Here is a 17,917-nt window from a genome sequence, read left to right on the forward strand (position 1 = left end):
CCGAATTACTTGGATTTCGCGTTGATGATCGCTTCTGCCACGTTTCGCGGAGCTTCAGAATAGTGCTTGAATTCCATCGTGTACGTAGCGCGACCTTGCGTCGCCGACCGCAGCGACGTTGAATACCCGAACATTTCCGACAGCGGGACTTCAGCGCGCACGATCTTGCCGCCGCCAACCATGTCTTCCATACCCTGGACGATACCGCGACGGCTCGACAAGTCGCCCATCACGTTGCCCATGTAGTCTTCCGGCGTTTCGACTTCCACAGCCATCATCGGTTCGAGAATAACCGGGCTTGCCTTGCGCATTGCGTCCTTGAACGCCATCGAACCGGCCATGCGGAATGCATTTTCGTTCGAGTCAACGTCGTGGTACGAACCGAACGTCAGGTGAACCTTGACGTCCACCACAGGGAAGCCTGCCAGCACGCCAGCCTTCAGCGTTTCAATAATGCCCTTGTCCACAGCCGGGATGTATTCGCGCGGAATCACGCCGCCCTTGATCTCGTCCAGGAACTCGTAGCCCTTGCCCTGCTCATTCGGCTCAAGCGTAATGACAACGTGGCCATACTGACCGCGTCCGCCCGACTGCTTGACGAACTTGCCGTCAACGTCTTCAGCCTTGCCGCGGATCGTTTCGCGATACGCAACTTGCGGCTTGCCAACGGTTGCTTCAACGCCGAATTCGCGCCGCATGCGGTCAACCAAAATTTCCAGGTGCAGCTCGCCCATTCCCGAAATGATGGTCTGGCCCGACTCTTCGTCGGTTTGAACGCGGAACGACGGATCTTCCTGAGCCAGACGATTGAGCGCAAGGCCCATCTTTTCCTGGTCAGGCTTCGTCTTGGGTTCCACAGCCTGCGAAATCACGGGCTCCGGGAAAATCATGCGTTCCAGGACGATGGGATGCAGCGGATCGCACAGCGTGTCGCCGGTGGTCACGTCTTTCAAACCAACCGCGGCAGCGATGTCACCTGCGTGCACTTCCTTGATTTCTTCGCGCTGGTTTGCGTGCATCAGCAGAATACGGCCAAGACGTTCCTTCTTGTCCTTGGTCGCGTTCAGCAGCGTGTCGCCCGACTTGGTCGTACCCGAATACACGCGGAAGAAGATCAACTGGCCGACAAACGGGTCGGTCATGATCTTGAACGCGAGTGCCGAGAACTTCTCGTCGTCAGCTGCACGACGCTCTTCACGCGCGCCGTCTTCCAGTTCGCCCAGAACCGGCGGAATGTCGATAGGCGAAGGCAAGAAGTCGAGCACGGCGTCCAGCATCCGTTGCACGCCCTTGTTCTTGAACGCGGTGCCGCACAACATTGGCTGGATTTCACAAGCAATCGTACGGTCGCGAAGACCCTTCACGATTTCCTCTTCGGACAACGCGCCCGTTTCGAGGTACTTGTTCATCATTTCTTCGTTGGCTTCGGCAGCAGCTTCGACCATCTTTTCACGCCACTCGTTGCACGTATCCAGCAATGCAGCCGGGATTTCTTCGTACTCGAACTTGATGCCCTGGGACGCTTCATCCCAAATGATCGCCTTCATCTTGATCAGGTCGACCACGCCCGTGAACGTGTCTTCTGCGCCGATTGGCACCACGACGGGTACCGGGTTCGCCTTCAGACGCAGCTTGAGCTGATCATAGACCTTGAAGAAGTTCGCGCCGGTACGGTCCATCTTGTTGATGAACGCGAGACGGGGAACCTTGTACTTGTTGGCCTGACGCCATACGGTTTCCGACTGGGGCTGAACGCCGCCCACAGCGCAATAAACCATGCACGCACCGTCGAGCACACGCATGGAACGTTCAACTTCAATGGTGAAGTCGACGTGTCCCGGGGTGTCGATGATGTTGATGCGGTGCTCGGGGCGGTCGCCAGCCATGCCTTTCCAGAAGGCCGTCGTTGCTGCCGACGTAATGGTGATGCCGCGCTCCTGCTCCTGCTCCATCCAGTCCATCGTTGCTGCGCCGTCGTGAACTTCACCGATTTTGTGGTTCACGCCCGTGTAAAACAGGATGCGCTCGGTCGTCGTCGTTTTGCCGGCGTCGATGTGAGCGCTAATACCGATATTTCGGTAGCGCTCGATAGGTGTCTTGCGAGCCACTTTGAATCCTTAATTGGGTCGACGTGACCGGCACATGCCGGTCGCGCCTTAACACAAACGGGCGAGGCGCTTTGTAAGCGCACCCGCCCGGAGGTTTTTCCGTTCGTCCCAGGTCGGGAGGCCTAAAAAGCAGCCTTAGAAGCGGAAGTGCGAGAACGCCTTATTGGCTTCTGCCATCCGGTGAACTTCGTCGCGCTTCTTCATCGCGCCGCCGCGGCCTTCCGCGGCTTCCGAAAGCTCACCTGCGAGACGCAGGGCCATCGACTTCTCGCTGCGCTTCTTCGCAGCTTCGCGCAACCAACGCATCGCCAATGCCATACGACGCGACGGACGCACTTCCACTGGAACTTGATAGTTCGCACCACCAACGCGACGGCTCTTCACTTCCACCACCGGCTTCACGTTGTTGAGCGCACCCGTGAACACCTCCAGCGGGTCCTTGCCACCCTTGGTCTGGATCTGTTCAAAAGCACCATAAACGATACGCTCGGCAACCGACTTCTTGCCCGACAGCATGATCACGTTCATGAACTTGGCTACATCTACGTTGCCGAATTTCGGATCCGGCAAAATGTCCCGTTTGGGGACTTCGCGACGACGCGGCATGTTTCTTCCTTTGATTTTCAGTTGGAGCCGCGCTTTTTTTCGCACGAACCCCGCGGTCACCAACAAACCCGATCCATCTAAACGCGCTTTTGAGTGCGCACTGTCCTGACTAACCAGCTTGGCCGGGTGACCACTTACTCGACAGCACCGGCACTTCCGGCACCACCGCTTGAACGCCCGTTAAGGGCAACCTGTACAACTTACCAGCCAAATATTTACTTGGCCTTGGCGCGCTTCGCACCGTACTTCGAGCGAGCTTGCTTACGATCCTTGACGCCCTGGGTATCCAGCGAGCCGCGAACCATGTGGTAACGCACACCCGGCAAGTCTTTCACCCGTCCGCCGCGAATCAGCACGACCGAGTGTTCCTGCAGGTTGTGGCCTTCACCACCGATGTACGAAATAACTTCGAAACCGTTCGTCAGACGAACTTTTGCAACTTTACGAAGTGCCGAGTTCGGCTTCTTCGGCGTCGTCGTGTACACGCGAGTGCACACTCCACGACGCTGGGGGCAGTCCTGCAAGGCCGGCGACTTGCTCTTCACTACTTCTGAAGCGCGGCCTTTGCGAACCAATTGATTGATGGTTGGCATTGTCTATTCCTAAATTGATCAAAATCGACGCCCCCGTTTCGGGCAAAGCAAAACGGATTGCGCATCGAGCATTCCGATTCTTGTTCGTGCGTGCGAGGAAAACCCTCTTAGCAGATCCAAGAACGAGAACCTAGCATCATAATCTGAAATTCCTAATACGGTCAACAGCTTGGGTACCGATCCAGGCAGATGAACAGCAAAAACTAGTTGGCGCCGACCACCTCGAGCAATTCGCTGCCGAAACGTTCGAGTTTGCGCGCGCCAATGCCCGGAATCTGGCTGAGATCCTCAATAGAATCCGGCTCATTACGCGCGATCTCTGCGAGCGTGGCGTCGTGGAAAATGACGTACGCCGGCACGCCGTCGCTTTTAGCCATGCTTGCACGCCACGCGCGCAGCCTTTCCCAGCGTGCTTTGATACGCGGCGACATGCCTGCCGTCGGATCGGCGCGTTCGCCTGTTCGGCTGGATGACTGCCGGCTCCGCGTCGGCTTGACGTACTTTCGAAGCGTCACGTTCTGCTCGCCTTTGAGCACCGCCTTGCTTGCCTCGGTGAGAATCAGTGCGCCGAAACCGTCGTGATCGACGGCCAGATAGCCGAACGCAACCAATTGACGAAACACCGCGCGCCATTCCTGCTCTGACAGCGCCGCGCCGAGTCCGAACGTGGATAGTTTTTCATGACCACGTTGAAGCAACTTCTCAGACCGGCTGCCGCGCAAGATATCGATCAGATGGCCAGCGCCGAAATGGAAACCACTGGCCTTATACGCCCGGTACACGCACGAAAGCGCCATCTGCGCCTCACGCGTGGCGTCCCACGATTCAGGCGGCTCGAGGCAGGTATCGCAATTGCCGCAGGGCTGACTCGCCTCGCCAAAGTAGCCAAGTAAACGCACCCGCCTGCATGAAGCCGCTTCGCAAAGCCCAAGCAGCGCGTCGAGCTTGCCACCCTGCACGCGTTTGTGGGTATCGTCCGCGTCCGATTCGTCGATCATCTTGCGCTGCTGCACCACGTCGCCGAGGCCGTACGCCATCCACGCGTTCGCCGGCATGCCGTCACGGCCCGCGCGCCCGGTTTCCTGGTAATAGCCTTCCACGCTCTTGGGTAAATCCAGATGCGCGACAAAGCGCACGTCTGGCTTGTCGATACCCATGCCGAAAGCAATCGTCGCGCACATCACGATGCCCTCTTCGCGTTTGAACATTTCCTGGTGCCGCTGACGCGTTTCGTACTCCATGCCGGCGTGATACGGCAGCGCGCGCACGCCTTGACTCTTGAGCCAGTCGGCGGTTTCCTCCACCTTGCGGCGCGACAGGCAATAGATCACGCCAGCGTCGGTGGTTTTGTCAGGGTTCGTATGCTCGGCGCGAATGAAATCGAGCAATTGAGCCCGCGCGTTATCCTTTTCGACGATCCGATATCGGATGTTCGGCCGGTCAAAGCTGGAGACGAAAATACGCGCGTTATCGAGCGCGAGGCGATGCACGATTTCATCGCGCGTAATGGCGTCGGCGGTTGCGGTAAGCGCGATCCGGGGAACCGACGGAAACCGCTCATGCAGCACCGACAACTGGATGTATTCAGGGCGGAAATCGTGCCCCCATTGCGACACGCAATGCGCTTCGTCGATGGCAAACAGGCCAATGCGTACGCTCTCGATCAACTCGAGGAAACGGGGTGTCATCAGGCGTTCCGGCGCGACATACAGCAGGTCGATTTCCCCGTTACGCAACGCGCGCTCGGTTGCAGCCGCTTCGGCGCCCGTGAGCGTCGAATTCAGGCATGCAGCACGCACGCCGACTTCGCTCAATGCAGCGACCTGATCCTGCATCAAGGCAATCAGCGGCGAGACGACAATGCCCGCACCGAAACCCGCTTCACGCCTCAATAAGGCAGGAATCTGATAACACAACGACTTCCCGCCGCCGGTTGGCATCAGCACAAGCGAGTCTCCGCCGGCAGCCACATGATCAACGATTTCGCCCTGCTGCCCCCGGAAAACGGGGTAGCCAAATACTTCCTTGAGAATTTCGAGCGAACGGGACATGGGGAAGACGGAGTGCGCCAGAGCGTGAGTGCCCCGATTTTACCAACGACACGGCCCCAAGGCGGCGGCATGACTCAACGTTAGCCAATTGATAGAGCAAAAAAAAGCCGCCCGGCATAAACCGGGCGGCTTCTTGTACAGGCAGATCAGTTGCTAAAGCCCGAACCTGTAAAAAGGCCCGAACTTCAGAACTTACTCCGCCGGATGCTGCTGTTCTGCAGGTGCGACAGGTGCGGCTTCGGGCGTGCCGAAATCGAACGATTCTTCCGCTGCAATCTGGTCGAAACGTTGACGATCCGACAACTCGCGGCTCTTGCGTGCCTTGTGGAACGCGAGACCTGTACCAGCCGGAATCAATCGGCCGACGATCACGTTTTCCTTCAGACCGCGCAAATCGTCCCGCTTGCCCATGATGGCCGCTTCGGTCAACACGCGCGTCGTTTCCTGGAACGAAGCTGCCGAGATGAACGAATCGGTCGAGAGCGATGCCTTCGTAATACCCAGCAGCACGTTCTCGTAGGTCGCGGGGATCTTGTCTTCCGCGGCCATCCGGTCGTTCTCGTCCAGCATGTCCGAACGCTCAACCTGTTCGCCCATGATGAAACGCGTATCGCCGTTGTCGACGATCTGCACGCGGCGCAACATCTGACGCACGATCACTTCAATGTGCTTGTCGTTGATCTTCACGCCTTGCAGACGGTACACGTCCTGCACTTCGTCCACGATGTAGCGAGCCAGCGCTTCGATACCCTGCAAACGCAGGATGTCGTGCGGGTCGGCCGGGCCATCGACAATCATTTCGCCCTTGTTGACGACCTGACCATCATGCACCAGCACCTGCTTTTCCTTCGTGATCAGGAACTCATGCTGTTCCCCTTCCACGTCGGTAATAACGAGACGCTGCTTGCCCTTCGTGTCCTTACCAAACGACGTCGTACCCGTGACTTCCGCCAAGATACCGGCGTCCTTCGGCGAGCGCGCTTCGAACAGTTCGGCCACACGCGGCAGACCACCGGTAATGTCACGCGTTTTCTGCGCTTCAACCGGGATACGTGCCAGCACTTCACCCACCTGCACTTGCTGACCGTCCTTCACGGTGATCAGTGCGCCGACCTGGAAGCCGATCTGCACCGAATGCTCAGTGTTCGGGATCTTGACTTCTTCGCCTTGCGGATCGAGCAGCTTCACTTGCGGACGAACGCTCTTCGCCGCTTGCGAACCACGACGCTTCACGTCGATCACGACGAGCGTTGAAAGCCCCGTCACATCGTCGATCTGCTTCGCAACCGTCACGCCTTCTTCGACGTTTTCGAACTTCACCGTACCGCCCCACTCGGTGATGATCGGACGCGTCAACGGATCCCATTGAGCCAGTTGCGCACCGGCCTTGATCTGCGCGCCGTCCAGTTGCAGCAACGTGGCGCCGTACGGGATTTTGTGACGTTCGCGCTCACGACCGAGGTCGTCGGCAATGATCGCCTCGCCCGAACGCGAGATGACGATCTGCTCGCCCTTCGCATTCGTGACGTAACGCATCGTTGCCGTGAAACGCACCGTGCCGTTCGACTTCGCTTCCACCGACGAAGCGATTGCCGCACGCGACGCCGCGCCACCGATGTGGAACGTACGCATGGTCAGCTGCGTGCCCGGCTCACCAATCGACTGAGCAGCGATAACACCCACCGCTTCGCCCACATTCACGCGCGAGCCACGACCCAGGTCGCGGCCATAGCACGAAGCGCACAGGCCGTAACGCGTTTCGCAGGTCAACGGCGTACGCACGCGCACTTCGTCGATACCCAGGCGTTCGATTTCATCGACCATGTCTTCGTCGAGCAACGTACCCGATTCGTACAGCGTTTCCTGCGATTCCGGATTGACGACGTCCGCCACCGTCACGCGGCCGAGAATCCGGTCACGCAAGGCTTCGACAACTTCACCGCCTTCAACCAACGCCTTCATTGCCACGCCGTTCGTCGTGCCGCAATCGTCTTCGACCACGACCAGATCCTGCGTCACGTCAACGAGACGACGCGTCAGGTAACCCGAGTTCGCCGTCTTCAACGCCGTATCGGCCAGGCCTTTACGTGCACCGTGCGTCGAGATGAAGTACTGCAACACGTTCAGGCCTTCACGGAAGTTCGCCGTGATAGGCGTCTCGATGATCGAGCCGTCCGGCTTCGCCATCAGGCCACGCATACCGGCCAGCTGACGAATCTGAACAGCGGATCCACGAGCGCCCGAGTCGGCCATCATGTAGATCGAGTTGAACGATTCCTGCTTCGTCTGATTACCGTCGCGGTCGACCACGGGTTCCGTAGCCAACTGCTCCATCATCGCCTTGCCGACCGCTTCCGACGTTGCCGACCAGATGTCGACCACGTTGTTGTAGCGCTCTTGCGAGGTGACGAGACCCGACATGTACTGGCGGTCGTATTCCTTCACCTTCTTGGCTGCATCGCCGACGATCTGTTCTTTCTGCGGCGGCACGAGCATGTCGTCGACGCAAATCGAAATACCGGCGCGCGTAGCCAGACGGAAACCCATCTGCATCAGCTGGTCGGCGAAGATCACCGTTTCGCGCAGACCGCACTTGCGGAATGCCGTGTTGATCAGGCGCGAAATTTCCTTCTTCTTCAGCGGACGGTTCAGCACCGAGAACGGCAGTCCTGGCGGCAGAATTTCCGACAGAATAGAACGACCAACGGTGGTTGCGTACAGCGTGATCTTCGGCACGAACTTCGGCGCGCCTTCGCTTTGATCCGGGTTGTGAATGTTTTCCGTAATCCGGACATTCACCCGCGACGCCAGCTCGACTTCCTTGTTTTCGTACGCACGAATCGCTTCCGACACGCCCGTGAACGTCATGCCTTCGCCCTTGCCGTTCACCGCTTCACGCGATGCGTAGTAAAGACCCAGCACAATATCCTGCGACGGCACGATCGACGGATCGCCGTTGGCCGGGAACAGGACGTTGTTCGACGCCAGCATCAGCGTGCGCGCTTCCATCTGCGCTTCCAGCGACAGCGGCACGTGAACGGCCATCTGGTCACCGTCGAAGTCGGCGTTGAACGCCGCGCAAACCAGCGGATGCAGCTGAATAGCCTTACCTTCGATCAGCACCGGCTCGAAAGCCTGAATGCCAAGACGGTGAAGCGTAGGCGCGCGGTTCAGCATCACCGGATGTTCGCGGATCACTTCTTCCAGAATGTCCCACACCACGGCTGTCTGGTTCTCGACTTCCTTCTTCGCGGCCTTGATGGTGGTAGCAACACCCATCACTTCCAGCTTGTTGAAGATGAAAGGCTTGAACAGTTCGAGCGCCATCAGCTTCGGCAGACCGCACTGATGCAGCTTGAGCGTCGGACCCACCACGATCACCGAACGACCCGAATAGTCAACGCGCTTACCGAGCAAGTTCTGACGGAAACGGCCGCCCTTACCCTTGATCATGTCAGCGAGCGACTTCAACGGACGCTTGTTCGCGCCGGTCATTGCCTTACCGCGACGACCGTTGTCGAGCAACGAATCGACGGCTTCCTGCAGCATCCGCTTTTCGTTACGGACGATGATTTCAGGCGCCTTCAACTCGAGCAGACGCTTCAACCGGTTGTTACGGTTGATCACGCGGCGATACAAGTCGTTCAGGTCGGACGTAGCGAAACGGCCACCATCCAGCGGCACGAGCGGACGCAGTTCCGGCGGCAGCACCGGCAGCACTTCCAGCACCATCCAGTCCGGCTTGATGCCCGAACGCTGGAATGCCTCGAGCACTTTCAGGCGCTTTGCATACTTCTTGATCTTCGCTTCCGAACCCGTGTTCTTGAGTTCGGTGCGCAGCACTTCGACCTGTTCGTCGATGTTGATCGCGCGCAGCAGTTCACGCACGCCTTCCGCGCCCATCTCGGCACGGAATTCGTCGCCGTATTCTTCGACCTTATTGTAGTAATCCTCTTCCGTCATGATCTGCCGCGCTTTCAGCGGAGTCATGCCCGGTTCGATCACCACGTACGCTTCGAAATACAGCACGCGTTCGATGTCGCGCAACGTCATGTCGAGCACCATGCCCAGACGCGACGGCAGCGACTTCAAAAACCAGATGTGCGCAACCGGCGAGGCCAGTTCAATGTGGCCCATCCGTTCGCGACGCACCTTGGCGAGCGTGACTTCAACTCCGCACTTTTCGCAGATCACGCCGCGGTGCTTCAGGCGCTTGTACTTGCCGCACAGGCACTCGTAGTCCTTGATCGGGCCAAAGATCTTGGCGCAAAACAGGCCATCGCGTTCCGGCTTGAACGTCCGGTAGTTGATGGTTTCAGGCTTCTTCACTTCGCCGAAGGACCACGACCGGATCTTGTCCGGCGAGGCCAGACCGATCTTGATCGCGTCAAAAACTTCAGGTTGTTGGACTTGCTTGAATAGATCGAGCAGAGCTTTCATTGCGTCTCTCCAGTAGTCCGATTAGTTCCGGTCCAGGTCGATGTCGATACCGAGCGACCGGATTTCCTTCACCAACACATTGAACGACTCAGGCATGCCGGCGTCGATCACGTGGTCACCCTTGACCAGGTTTTCATACACCTTGGTACGACCCGCCACGTCATCCGACTTAACAGTCAGCATTTCTTGCAGCACATACGAAGCGCCATATGCTTCGAGCGCCCACACTTCCATCTCACCGAAACGCTGGCCACCGAACTGCGCCTTACCACCCAGCGGCTGCTGCGTGACGAGCGAGTACGGTCCGGTCGAACGGGCGTGCATCTTGTCGTCGACCAAGTGATGCAGTTTCAGGTAATGCATGTAGCCCACCGTGACCGTCCGTTCGAACGGTTCACCCGTGCGGCCGTCGCTCAACTGCACCTGATTCTTCGACTTCGTCATGCCCAACTGCTTCGCGATGTCGTCCGGGAACGCCAGATCCAGCGCACGTTCCATTTCGCCTTCCGTCGCGCCGTCGAACACCGGCGTTGCAAAAGGAACACCTTCGCGCAGGTTCTTCGCCAGTTCGACGATTTCGTCGTCGGTGAAGTTTTCCAGCTCTTCCTTACGGCCCGACTCGTTGTAGATCTTGGTCAGGAAAGCACGCAGCTCTTCAATCTTGGTCTGACGCTGCAGCATTTCGCCGATACGCCATCCCAGACCCTTCGCGGCCCAGCCCAGATGCACTTCGAGAATCTGACCCACGTTCATCCGCGACGGCACGCCGAGCGGGTTCAACACGACGTCGGCCGGACGGCCATCGGCCATGTACGGCATGTCTTCGATCGGTACGATCTTCGACACAACACCCTTGTTACCGTGACGGCCGGCCATCTTGTCGCCCGGTTGCAGACGACGCTTAACAGCCAGGTACACCTTGACCATCTTCAGCACGCCCGGCGGCAGTTCGTCGCCTTGCGTCAACTTCTTGCGCTTTTCTTCGAACGCCAGATCGAACTGATGACGCTTTTGTTCGATCGAGTCCTTGATGGCTTCGAGCTGCGCCGCTGCTTCTTCGTCCGCGAGGCGGATGTCGAACCAGTGGTAGTGATCCAGATCTTCCAGGTACGGCAGGTCGATCTTCGTACCCTTCGCCAGCTTCTTCGGACCGCCGTTCGCGACCTTGCCGTTGAGCATACGGGCGAGACGCGAGAACGCGTCGCCTTCCACAATGCGCAACTGGTCGTTCAAGTCCAGACGATAACGCTTCAGTTCGTCATCAATAATCTGCTGTGCACGCTTGTCCCGCGTAATGCCTTCGCGCGTGAACACTTGCACGTCGATCACCGTACCGCTCATGCCTGACGGCACGCGCAGCGACGTATCCTTCACGTCCGACGCCTTCTCACCGAAAATTGCGCGCAGCAGCTTTTCTTCCGGCGTCAGCTGGGTTTCGCCCTTCGGCGTGACCTTGCCGACCAGCACATCGCCCGCTTCCACTTCCGCGCCGATGTACACAATGCCCGACTCATCGAGACGGCCGAGTTGCACTTCGGCCAGGTTCGAGATGTCGCGCGTGATTTCTTCCGGTCCGAGCTTCGTGTCACGAGCAACCACATTCAGTTCTTCGATGTGGATCGACGTGTAACGGTCTTCAGCAACGACCTTCTCCGAGATCAAGATCGAATCTTCGAAGTTGTAGCCGTTCCACGGCATGAACGCGACCAGCATGTTCTGGCCGAGCGCGAGCTCGCCCAGATCGGTCGATGCGCCGTCAGCCACGACGTCGCCACGGCCAACCTTGTCGCCAACCTTGACGATCGGACGCTGGTTGATGTTCGTGTTCTGGTTCGAACGCGTGTACTTGATCAGGTTGTAGATGTCGACACCGACTTCGCCGGCAACGGCTTCATCGTCGTTCACGCGAATCACGATACGGCCCGCGTCCACGTAATCGACGATACCGCCGCGTTCCGCCTGAACCGTCGTACCCGAGTCGACCGCCACCGTACGTTCAATACCCGTACCGACCACAGCCTTTTCAGGACGCAGGCAAGGAACTGCCTGGCGCTGCATGTTCGAGCCCATCAATGCGCGGTTCGCGTCATCGTGTTCAAGGAACGGAATCAGCGAAGCAGCCACGGACACGATCTGCGACGGCGCCACGTCCATGTACTGAATACGATCTGGCGTGACCATCAGCGTTTCGCCCGCTTCACGCGACGAAACCAGTTCATCGGTCAGCGTGCCGCCTTCGCCCAGCGACGCGTTCGCCTGAGCGATCACGTAGCGGCCTTCTTCAATCGCCGACAGATAGTCGATCTGATCCGTCACCTTGCTATCAACCACTTTCCGATACGGCGTCTCGAGGAAACCGTATTCGTTCAAGTGCGCGTACAGCGCCAGCGAGTTGATCAGCCCGATGTTCGGACCTTCCGGCGTTTCAATCGGGCACACACGGCCGTAGTGAGTCGGATGCACGTCGCGGACTTCAAAGCCTGCGCGTTCACGCGTCAAACCGCCCGGTCCAAGAGCCGATACACGGCGCTTGTGGGTGATTTCCGACAACGGATTCGTCTGGTCCATAAACTGCGACAACTGCGACGAACCGAAGAACTCACGAATAGCGGATGAAATCGGCTTCGAGTTGATCAGGTCGTGCGGCATCAGGTTTTCGCTTTCAGCCTGACCCAGACGTTCCTTCACAGCCCGTTCCACGCGCACGAGGCCCGCGCGGAACTGGTTCTCAGCCAACTCACCTACGCAACGCACACGGCGATTGCCCAGGTGATCGATGTCATCGACTTCGCCCTTGCCGTTACGCAGCTCGACCAAAATCTTGATGGTCGCGAGGATGTCGTCGTCTTCCAACGTCATCTTGCCGACGATCTCGTCGCGGCCCACGCGGCGATTGAACTTCATACGACCTACCTTCGACAGGTCGTATGCGTCTTCGCTGTAGAACAGGCGGTTGAACAGCGCTTCAACGGCTTCTTCCGTCGGCGGTTCGCCCGGACGCATCATGCGATAAATCGCGATACGTGCAGCCATGCGGTCAGCGGTTTCATCGATACGCAGCGTCGACGAAATGTACGGGCCTTGATCCAGATCGTTCGTGTAGAGCGTCTGGATGTCCTTGACCTTCGACTCGCGCAGCTTCTCGAGCACCATTTCGGTGATCTCGTCGTTGGCGTTCGCGATCACTTCGCCCGTTTCGCCATCGACCACATTCTTTGCCAGCACGCGGCCGAGCAAATAGTCTTCCGGTACCGAAATGAACTTCGTCTTCGCAGCTTCGAGGTCACGAATGTGCTTCGCGTTGATCCGCTTGTCCTTCTGAACGATGACGGCGCCTTCGCGATCCTGGATGTCAAAGCGCGCGACTTCACCGCGCAGACGCTCCGGCACGAATTCCATTTGCGCGCCTTCGCCCATCAAGGCGAAGTTATCGAAGACGAAGAAGTTCGCGAGGATCTGTTCCGGCGTCAGACCAATGGCCTTCAGCAGGATAGTCACAGGCATTTTCCGGCGACGGTCGACGCGGAAATACAGCACGTCCTTCGGATCGAATTCGAAGTCGAGCCATGAACCACGGTAAGGGATGATACGAGCCGAGAAAAGCAGCTTGCCCGAGCTGTGCGTCTTGCCCTTGTCGTGCTCGAAGAACACGCCAGGCGAACGGTGCAGCTGGGACACGATCACACGTTCCGTACCGTTGATGACGAACGAACCGGTCGGCGTCATGAGCGGCATTTCGCCCATGTAGACTTCCTGCTCCTTCACTTCCTTGACGACCGGCTTGCTCGGCGATTCCTTGTCGAGCAACACCAGACGCACCTTGGCGCGCAAGGCGGAACAGTACGTCAGGCCACGCTGCTGGCATTCCTTGATGTTGAACGCCGGCGGCGAGAGCATGTAGCTCACGAATTCGAGACGCGCAAAGCCGTTGTGCGAAACGATCGGGAAGACCGATGAAAAAGCTGCTTGCAGTCCTTCTGCCTTGCGCTGAGTCCCGATGGTCTCGGCTTGCAGAAATGTGCTGAATGATTCAAGCTGGGTTGCCAGCAAGAAGGGAACCTGGTGAACGATGGGGCGTTTCGCGAAACTCTTGCGAATACGCTTCTTCTCGGTGAAGGAATATTGCATACGATCTCCGAATCACGGCGGGCGTTGCCGAGGCGGGATACCTCGATGACACGACCCGGTGTTCACCGACTGAGACTCGTCATACGCCCAGGGAGGGGCGAACGAGCCTAGAAGCTTGGTGGTTGGCCGCTACCAACCGCTGGCTGACGGCAGCGGATGCCTATGTTTCCCGCTACCCGACCAAACTTGCCTTCTGCAGTCGCTTCAGAAGACAAAGAAAAGAATCGGCAAAATTGTCCAGCCGATGTTTTTCTTTGGCTTCTATGTGGTTCTTGTTGCCGAAACCGGCGACTCAAAACATTGTTCCCACAAAGCAGAAAAAGGCCGGCGGTCATAGACCGCCAGCCTTAGCAGAGCGCCGCGAAACTTACTTGATTTCAGCCTTCGCGCCTGCTTCTTCCAACTTCTTCTTCGCTTCTTCAGCAGCAGCCTTCGGTACCGATTCCTTAACAGGCTTCGGTGCACCGTCAACCAGGTCCTTCGCTTCCTTCAGGCCGAGACCCGTCAGTTCGCGAACAGCCTTAATCACCGACACCTTGTTTGCGCCGATTTCGACCAGGTTCACCGTGAACTCGGTCTGCTCTTCAACAACAGCAGCGGCACCAGCGGGGCCAGCAACTGCAACTGCTGCAGCCGACACGCCAAACTTCTCTTCGAACGCCTTGACCAGCTCGTTCAATTCCAGAACCGACATCGAGCTTACTGCTTCGAGGATGTCATCTTTTGCGATTGCCATTTGAAATACTCCTAAATTGAATTCGGATACAGCCAGCGATCTTGTAAGCCTAACCAGGCAACCAAGCGCAGTACGTTACGCAGCAACTTCCGGCTCAGCTTCAGCCGGAGCTTCAGCGCCGCCACCCTTTTGCGCGGCGAGCGCGGCCAGAGCGCGCGCGAAGCCGGCAACAGGAGCTTGCATGACGTACAACAACTTGGAGAGCAGTTCTTCGCGGCTCGGGATGTTGGCGAGTGCTTGCACAGCCGCCTTGTCCATCACGTTGCCTTCGTAGGAACCGGCCTTGATGATCAACTTGTCATTGGTTTTGCCGAAGTCGTTAACAACCTTGGCAGCAGCAATTGCATCTTCCGAGATGCCGTAGATCAAAGGACCAGTCATCTGCTCGGCCAGCGCAGCGAACGGCGTACCTTCCACGGCGCGACGCGCCAACGTGTTTTTCAACACGCGGAGATACACTTGTTGCTCGCGAGCCTTTGCGCGCAGCTTGGTCAGATCGCCAACCGCAATTCCACGATACTCAGCGAGCACCATCGTCTGAGCCTTCGCAACTTGCGCGGCGACTTCAGCGACAACTGCCTGCTTGTCTTCTTTGTTCAGTGGCACGGTTAAACCTCCAGATTCGATGCGCCAACTTAGCGCACCGCGTTCAACAACGGCGTCCGACCTGTCAGGAGTATTTCGACCGGCTAGTGCGCATCTCACGACACGCGACAACCGACTTCAACCACACCAAAACTGTTACGGGTTCGCCATCTGCGTTGGCTTGCATTAAGGTCACGCCCAACTGCTGCGCTTCCGCCAACGGTCTTTGACAACCGGTTGCTCGCCAACTTCAGCTTGCAACCGCCCAAAGCCCTTAACGCAGGTTCACGCGAGATCGCGTCAACCTGCGCATGATTCTTTACTGCGAGAGCGTCGAGTGATCTACGCGCACGCCGACACCCATGGTGCTCGACAATGCGATCTTACGCAGATACACGCCCTTGCTGGTCGCCGGCTTAGCCTTTTGAAGGGCTTCCACCAGTGCCGACAGATTCTTACGCAACGACGCCGGCTCAAACGAAGCACGGCCGATGGTTGCGTGGATGATCCCGCCCTTGTCGACGCGGAACTGCACCTGACCAGCCTTTGCGTTGCGAACAGCTTGAGCAACGTCAGCGGTTACCGTGCCAACCTTCGGATTCGGCATCAGGCCGCGCGGGCCGAGGATCTGACCAAGCGTACCGACAACGCGCATTGTGTCCGGCGAAGCGATCACAACGTCGAAGTTCAGGTTACCGGCCTTGACTTGTTCAGCCAGGTCTTCCATACCAACAATTTCTGCGCCGGCTGCACGAGCCTGCTCAGCCTTTTCGCCTTGCGCAAACACAGCAACGCGAACCGACTTGCCGGTACCTGCGGGCAACACGACCGAACCACGAACCACTTGGTCCGACTTCTTCGCGTCGATGCCGAGTTGCACAGCCACGTCGATCGATTCGTCGAACTTCGCGCTTGCGCATTCCTTGACCAGCGAAAGAGCGTCGTCAACGGGATACAACTTCATACGATCGACCTTGGAGGCGAACGCTTTAAGGCGCTTAGAAAGCTTAGCCATTTACAAGCCCTCCACGGTGATGCCCATCGAACGGGCGCTGCCCGCGATCGTACGAACTGCTGCGTCCAGATTCGCTGCCGTCAGGTCAGGCAACTTGGTCTTGGCGATTTCTTCAGCTTGAGCGCGCGTGATATTGCCGACCTTGTCAGCATTCGGCTTCGGCGAACCCTTCTGAATACCTGCTGCCTTCTTGATCAGAACGGTAGCCGGCGGCGTCTTCATGATGAACGTGAAGCTCTTGTCCGCGAATGCCGTAATAACCACCGGCACCGGCAGACCCGGCTCCATCGCTTGAGTCTGCGCGTTAAACGCCTTGCAGAACTCCATGATGTTCAGGCCGCGCTGGCCCAGTGCCGGACCAACCGGCGGTGACGGATTGGCTTTACCTGCAGGAATCTGCAGTTTGATAAAGCCGATGATTTTCTTTGCCATGTTGAAAACCTCTGCAGAACGCGTTAGCGTTCGGTGAGTGATAACGCGCGCTCGCCAAAAACGGCTACTGGCGCTCCTCAACAGCCATAACGCGGACTGTAAGCGCGAACCGCGCTACGAAGTTGACACTTCGAGCGCGGCAAAAAACGAATGCTTTTAAACCTTCTCGACTTGGCCGAATTCCAGTTCAACCGGGGTCGAGCGTCCAAAAATGGTGACCGATACACGAACGCGCGATTTCTCGTAGTTCACTTCCTCAACGTTGCCGTTGAAGTCGGTGAACGGACCGTCCTTGACCCGAACCATTTCGCCCACCTCGAAGAGCGTCTTCGGACGCGGTTTTTCCACGCCTTCTTGCATCTGCGACATGATCTTTTCCACTTCACGCGGAGAGATCGGGCTCGGACGATTACGCGCCCCGCCAACAAAACCCGTCACCTTGGCAGTATTTTTTACCAGGTGCCACGTTTCGTCCGTCATTTCCATTTCGACGAGCACATAGCCCGGAAAGAAACGACGTTCTGTTACAGACTTGTGGCCGCCCTTCACTTCCACGACTTCTTCGGTCGGGACGAGAATTTGACCAAACTGATCCTGCATGCCGGCACGGTCGATGCGCTCCTGAAGCGCACGTTGCACGCTCTTCTCCATACCGGAGTAGGCGTGCACGACATACCAACGTTTTCCGCTCGGTGATGCTGGTGCTTCGCTCATATCATCTCCAACCCAGAATTACCGAGAATATCACCCACTCGATCGACTTATCGCTAAGCCACAAGAAGATCGCCATGATCAGCACAAATGCGAAGACCACCAGCGTGGTTTGCGTGGCTTCCTTACGTGTCGGCCACACCACCTTGCGGACTTCTTTGTACGAATCTTTGGCAAAGGCGATAAAACCCTTTCCCGGTGCGGAGAGAAGACCGACCGCAACACCCGCGATCAAGCCGACAGCCAGCGCGGCGCCGCGAACGTACCACTCCTGGCCACTTAGCCAGAAGAAACCTACGAACCCGGCCAAGACCAACAATACGCCCGCGGTCAACATCAACTTGTCGCCGGAAGTATTTACAGTTTCGACGGAAGGATTCGCCATAACACCTTAAGCAGCGCCCGGAGACGCAAGATTGTGGCAGGGGCAGAGGGAATCGAACCCCCAACCTTCGGTTTTGGAGACCGACGCTCTGCCAGTTGAGCTATACCCCTAAACCATTTTGGGGTCG

Annotated in this window: 12 protein-coding genes and 1 tRNA gene; all 13 read right to left on the reverse strand. The window is 57.8% G+C overall.

Translation table 11 applies throughout. From position 1 onward, the window contains the following. Positions 1 to 5: 5 nt before the first annotated feature. Positions 6 to 2,108 carry an elongation factor G gene (fusA, locus tag ACSQ36_RS17845; RefSeq protein WP_213767103.1) on the reverse strand — a complete coding sequence of 701 codons (2,103 nt, stop codon included), beginning with the start codon at positions 2,106 to 2,108 and terminating at the stop codon, positions 6 to 8. A 135-nt stretch (positions 2,109 to 2,243) separates the two neighbouring features. After that, complete coding sequence (rpsG, locus tag ACSQ36_RS17850) at positions 2,244 to 2,714, reverse strand: 30S ribosomal protein S7 (RefSeq protein ID WP_031361587.1); 471 nt, start codon at positions 2,712 to 2,714, stop codon at positions 2,244 to 2,246. Positions 2,715 to 2,929: 215 nt separating this feature from the next. Next, entirely contained in the window at positions 2,930 to 3,307 is a 378-nt protein-coding gene (gene rpsL, locus ACSQ36_RS17855; RefSeq protein ID WP_158934176.1) for a 30S ribosomal protein S12, read from the reverse strand. Positions 3,308 to 3,510: 203 nt separating this feature from the next. After that, entirely contained in the window at positions 3,511 to 5,358 is a 1,848-nt protein-coding gene (gene recQ, locus ACSQ36_RS17860) for a DNA helicase RecQ (RefSeq protein WP_436182859.1), read from the reverse strand. A 192-nt stretch (positions 5,359 to 5,550) separates the two neighbouring features. Then, positions 5,551 to 9,798 (reverse strand): DNA-directed RNA polymerase subunit beta', encoded by a 4,248-nt coding sequence (gene rpoC / locus ACSQ36_RS17865; RefSeq protein ID WP_213767101.1) that lies wholly within the window; start codon positions 9,796 to 9,798, stop codon positions 5,551 to 5,553. A 21-nt stretch (positions 9,799 to 9,819) separates the two neighbouring features. After that, the gene (gene rpoB, locus ACSQ36_RS17870; RefSeq protein ID WP_165092722.1) at positions 9,820 to 13,926 is read right to left on the reverse strand and encodes a DNA-directed RNA polymerase subunit beta; all 4,107 of its coding nucleotides are present in this window, start codon (positions 13,924 to 13,926) and stop codon (positions 9,820 to 9,822) included. Positions 13,927 to 14,293: 367 nt separating this feature from the next. Further along, complete coding sequence (gene rplL, locus ACSQ36_RS17875; RefSeq protein WP_062092985.1) at positions 14,294 to 14,662, reverse strand: 50S ribosomal protein L7/L12; 369 nt, start codon at positions 14,660 to 14,662, stop codon at positions 14,294 to 14,296. Between the two features lie 75 nt (positions 14,663 to 14,737). After that, positions 14,738 to 15,268 carry a 50S ribosomal protein L10 gene (gene rplJ / locus ACSQ36_RS17880; protein WP_213767100.1) on the reverse strand — a complete coding sequence of 177 codons (531 nt, stop codon included), beginning with the start codon at positions 15,266 to 15,268 and terminating at the stop codon, positions 14,738 to 14,740. Between the two features lie 298 nt (positions 15,269 to 15,566). Then, the gene (gene rplA / locus ACSQ36_RS17885) at positions 15,567 to 16,262 is read right to left on the reverse strand and encodes a 50S ribosomal protein L1 (RefSeq protein WP_031361594.1); all 696 of its coding nucleotides are present in this window, start codon (positions 16,260 to 16,262) and stop codon (positions 15,567 to 15,569) included. Further along, positions 16,263 to 16,694 (reverse strand): 50S ribosomal protein L11, encoded by a 432-nt coding sequence (gene rplK / locus ACSQ36_RS17890; protein ID WP_213767099.1) that lies wholly within the window; start codon positions 16,692 to 16,694, stop codon positions 16,263 to 16,265. Positions 16,695 to 16,850: 156 nt separating this feature from the next. Further along, on the reverse strand, positions 16,851 to 17,408 hold the full coding sequence (gene nusG, locus ACSQ36_RS17895; RefSeq protein WP_031361596.1) for a transcription termination/antitermination protein NusG: 558 nt from the start codon (positions 17,406 to 17,408) through the stop codon (positions 16,851 to 16,853). Between the two features lies 1 nt (position 17,409). Further along, positions 17,410 to 17,790, reverse strand: a complete 381-nt coding sequence (gene secE, locus ACSQ36_RS17900; protein WP_047845327.1) for a preprotein translocase subunit SecE — start codon at positions 17,788 to 17,790, stop codon at positions 17,410 to 17,412. A gap of 34 nt (positions 17,791 to 17,824) precedes the next feature. After that, a tRNA-Trp gene (locus ACSQ36_RS17905) sits at positions 17,825 to 17,900 on the reverse strand. Between the last annotated feature and the right edge of the window lie 17 nt (positions 17,901 to 17,917).

It is taken from the genome of Caballeronia sp. LjRoot34, assembly GCF_964253815.1.
Classification (GTDB): Bacteria; Pseudomonadota; Gammaproteobacteria; order Burkholderiales; family Burkholderiaceae; genus Caballeronia.

What these genes read in the sequence shown, in the direction of transcription:
- rpsG (WP_031361587.1), bottom strand. Translation starts at nt 2,714, where the DNA reads ATGCCGCGTCGTCGCGAAGTCCCCAAACGGGACATTTTGCCGGATCCG.
- rpsL (WP_158934176.1), bottom strand. Translation starts at nt 3,307, where the DNA reads ATGCCAACCATCAATCAATTGGTTCGCAAAGGCCGCGCTTCAGAAGTA.
- recQ (WP_436182859.1), bottom strand. Translation starts at nt 5,358, where the DNA reads ATGTCCCGTTCGCTCGAAATTCTCAAGGAAGTATTTGGCTACCCCGTT.
- rpoC (WP_213767101.1), bottom strand. Translation starts at nt 9,798, where the DNA reads ATGAAAGCTCTGCTCGATCTATTCAAGCAAGTCCAACAACCTGAAGTT.
- rpoB (WP_165092722.1), bottom strand. Translation starts at nt 13,926, where the DNA reads ATGCAATATTCCTTCACCGAGAAGAAGCGTATTCGCAAGAGTTTCGCG.
- rplL (WP_062092985.1), bottom strand. Translation starts at nt 14,662, where the DNA reads ATGGCAATCGCAAAAGATGACATCCTCGAAGCAGTAAGCTCGATGTCG.
- rplA (WP_031361594.1), bottom strand. Translation starts at nt 16,262, where the DNA reads ATGGCTAAGCTTTCTAAGCGCCTTAAAGCGTTCGCCTCCAAGGTCGAT.
- rplK (WP_213767099.1), bottom strand. Translation starts at nt 16,694, where the DNA reads ATGGCAAAGAAAATCATCGGCTTTATCAAACTGCAGATTCCTGCAGGT.
- nusG (WP_031361596.1), bottom strand. Translation starts at nt 17,408, where the DNA reads ATGAGCGAAGCACCAGCATCACCGAGCGGAAAACGTTGGTATGTCGTG.
- secE (WP_047845327.1), bottom strand. Translation starts at nt 17,790, where the DNA reads ATGGCGAATCCTTCCGTCGAAACTGTAAATACTTCCGGCGACAAGTTG.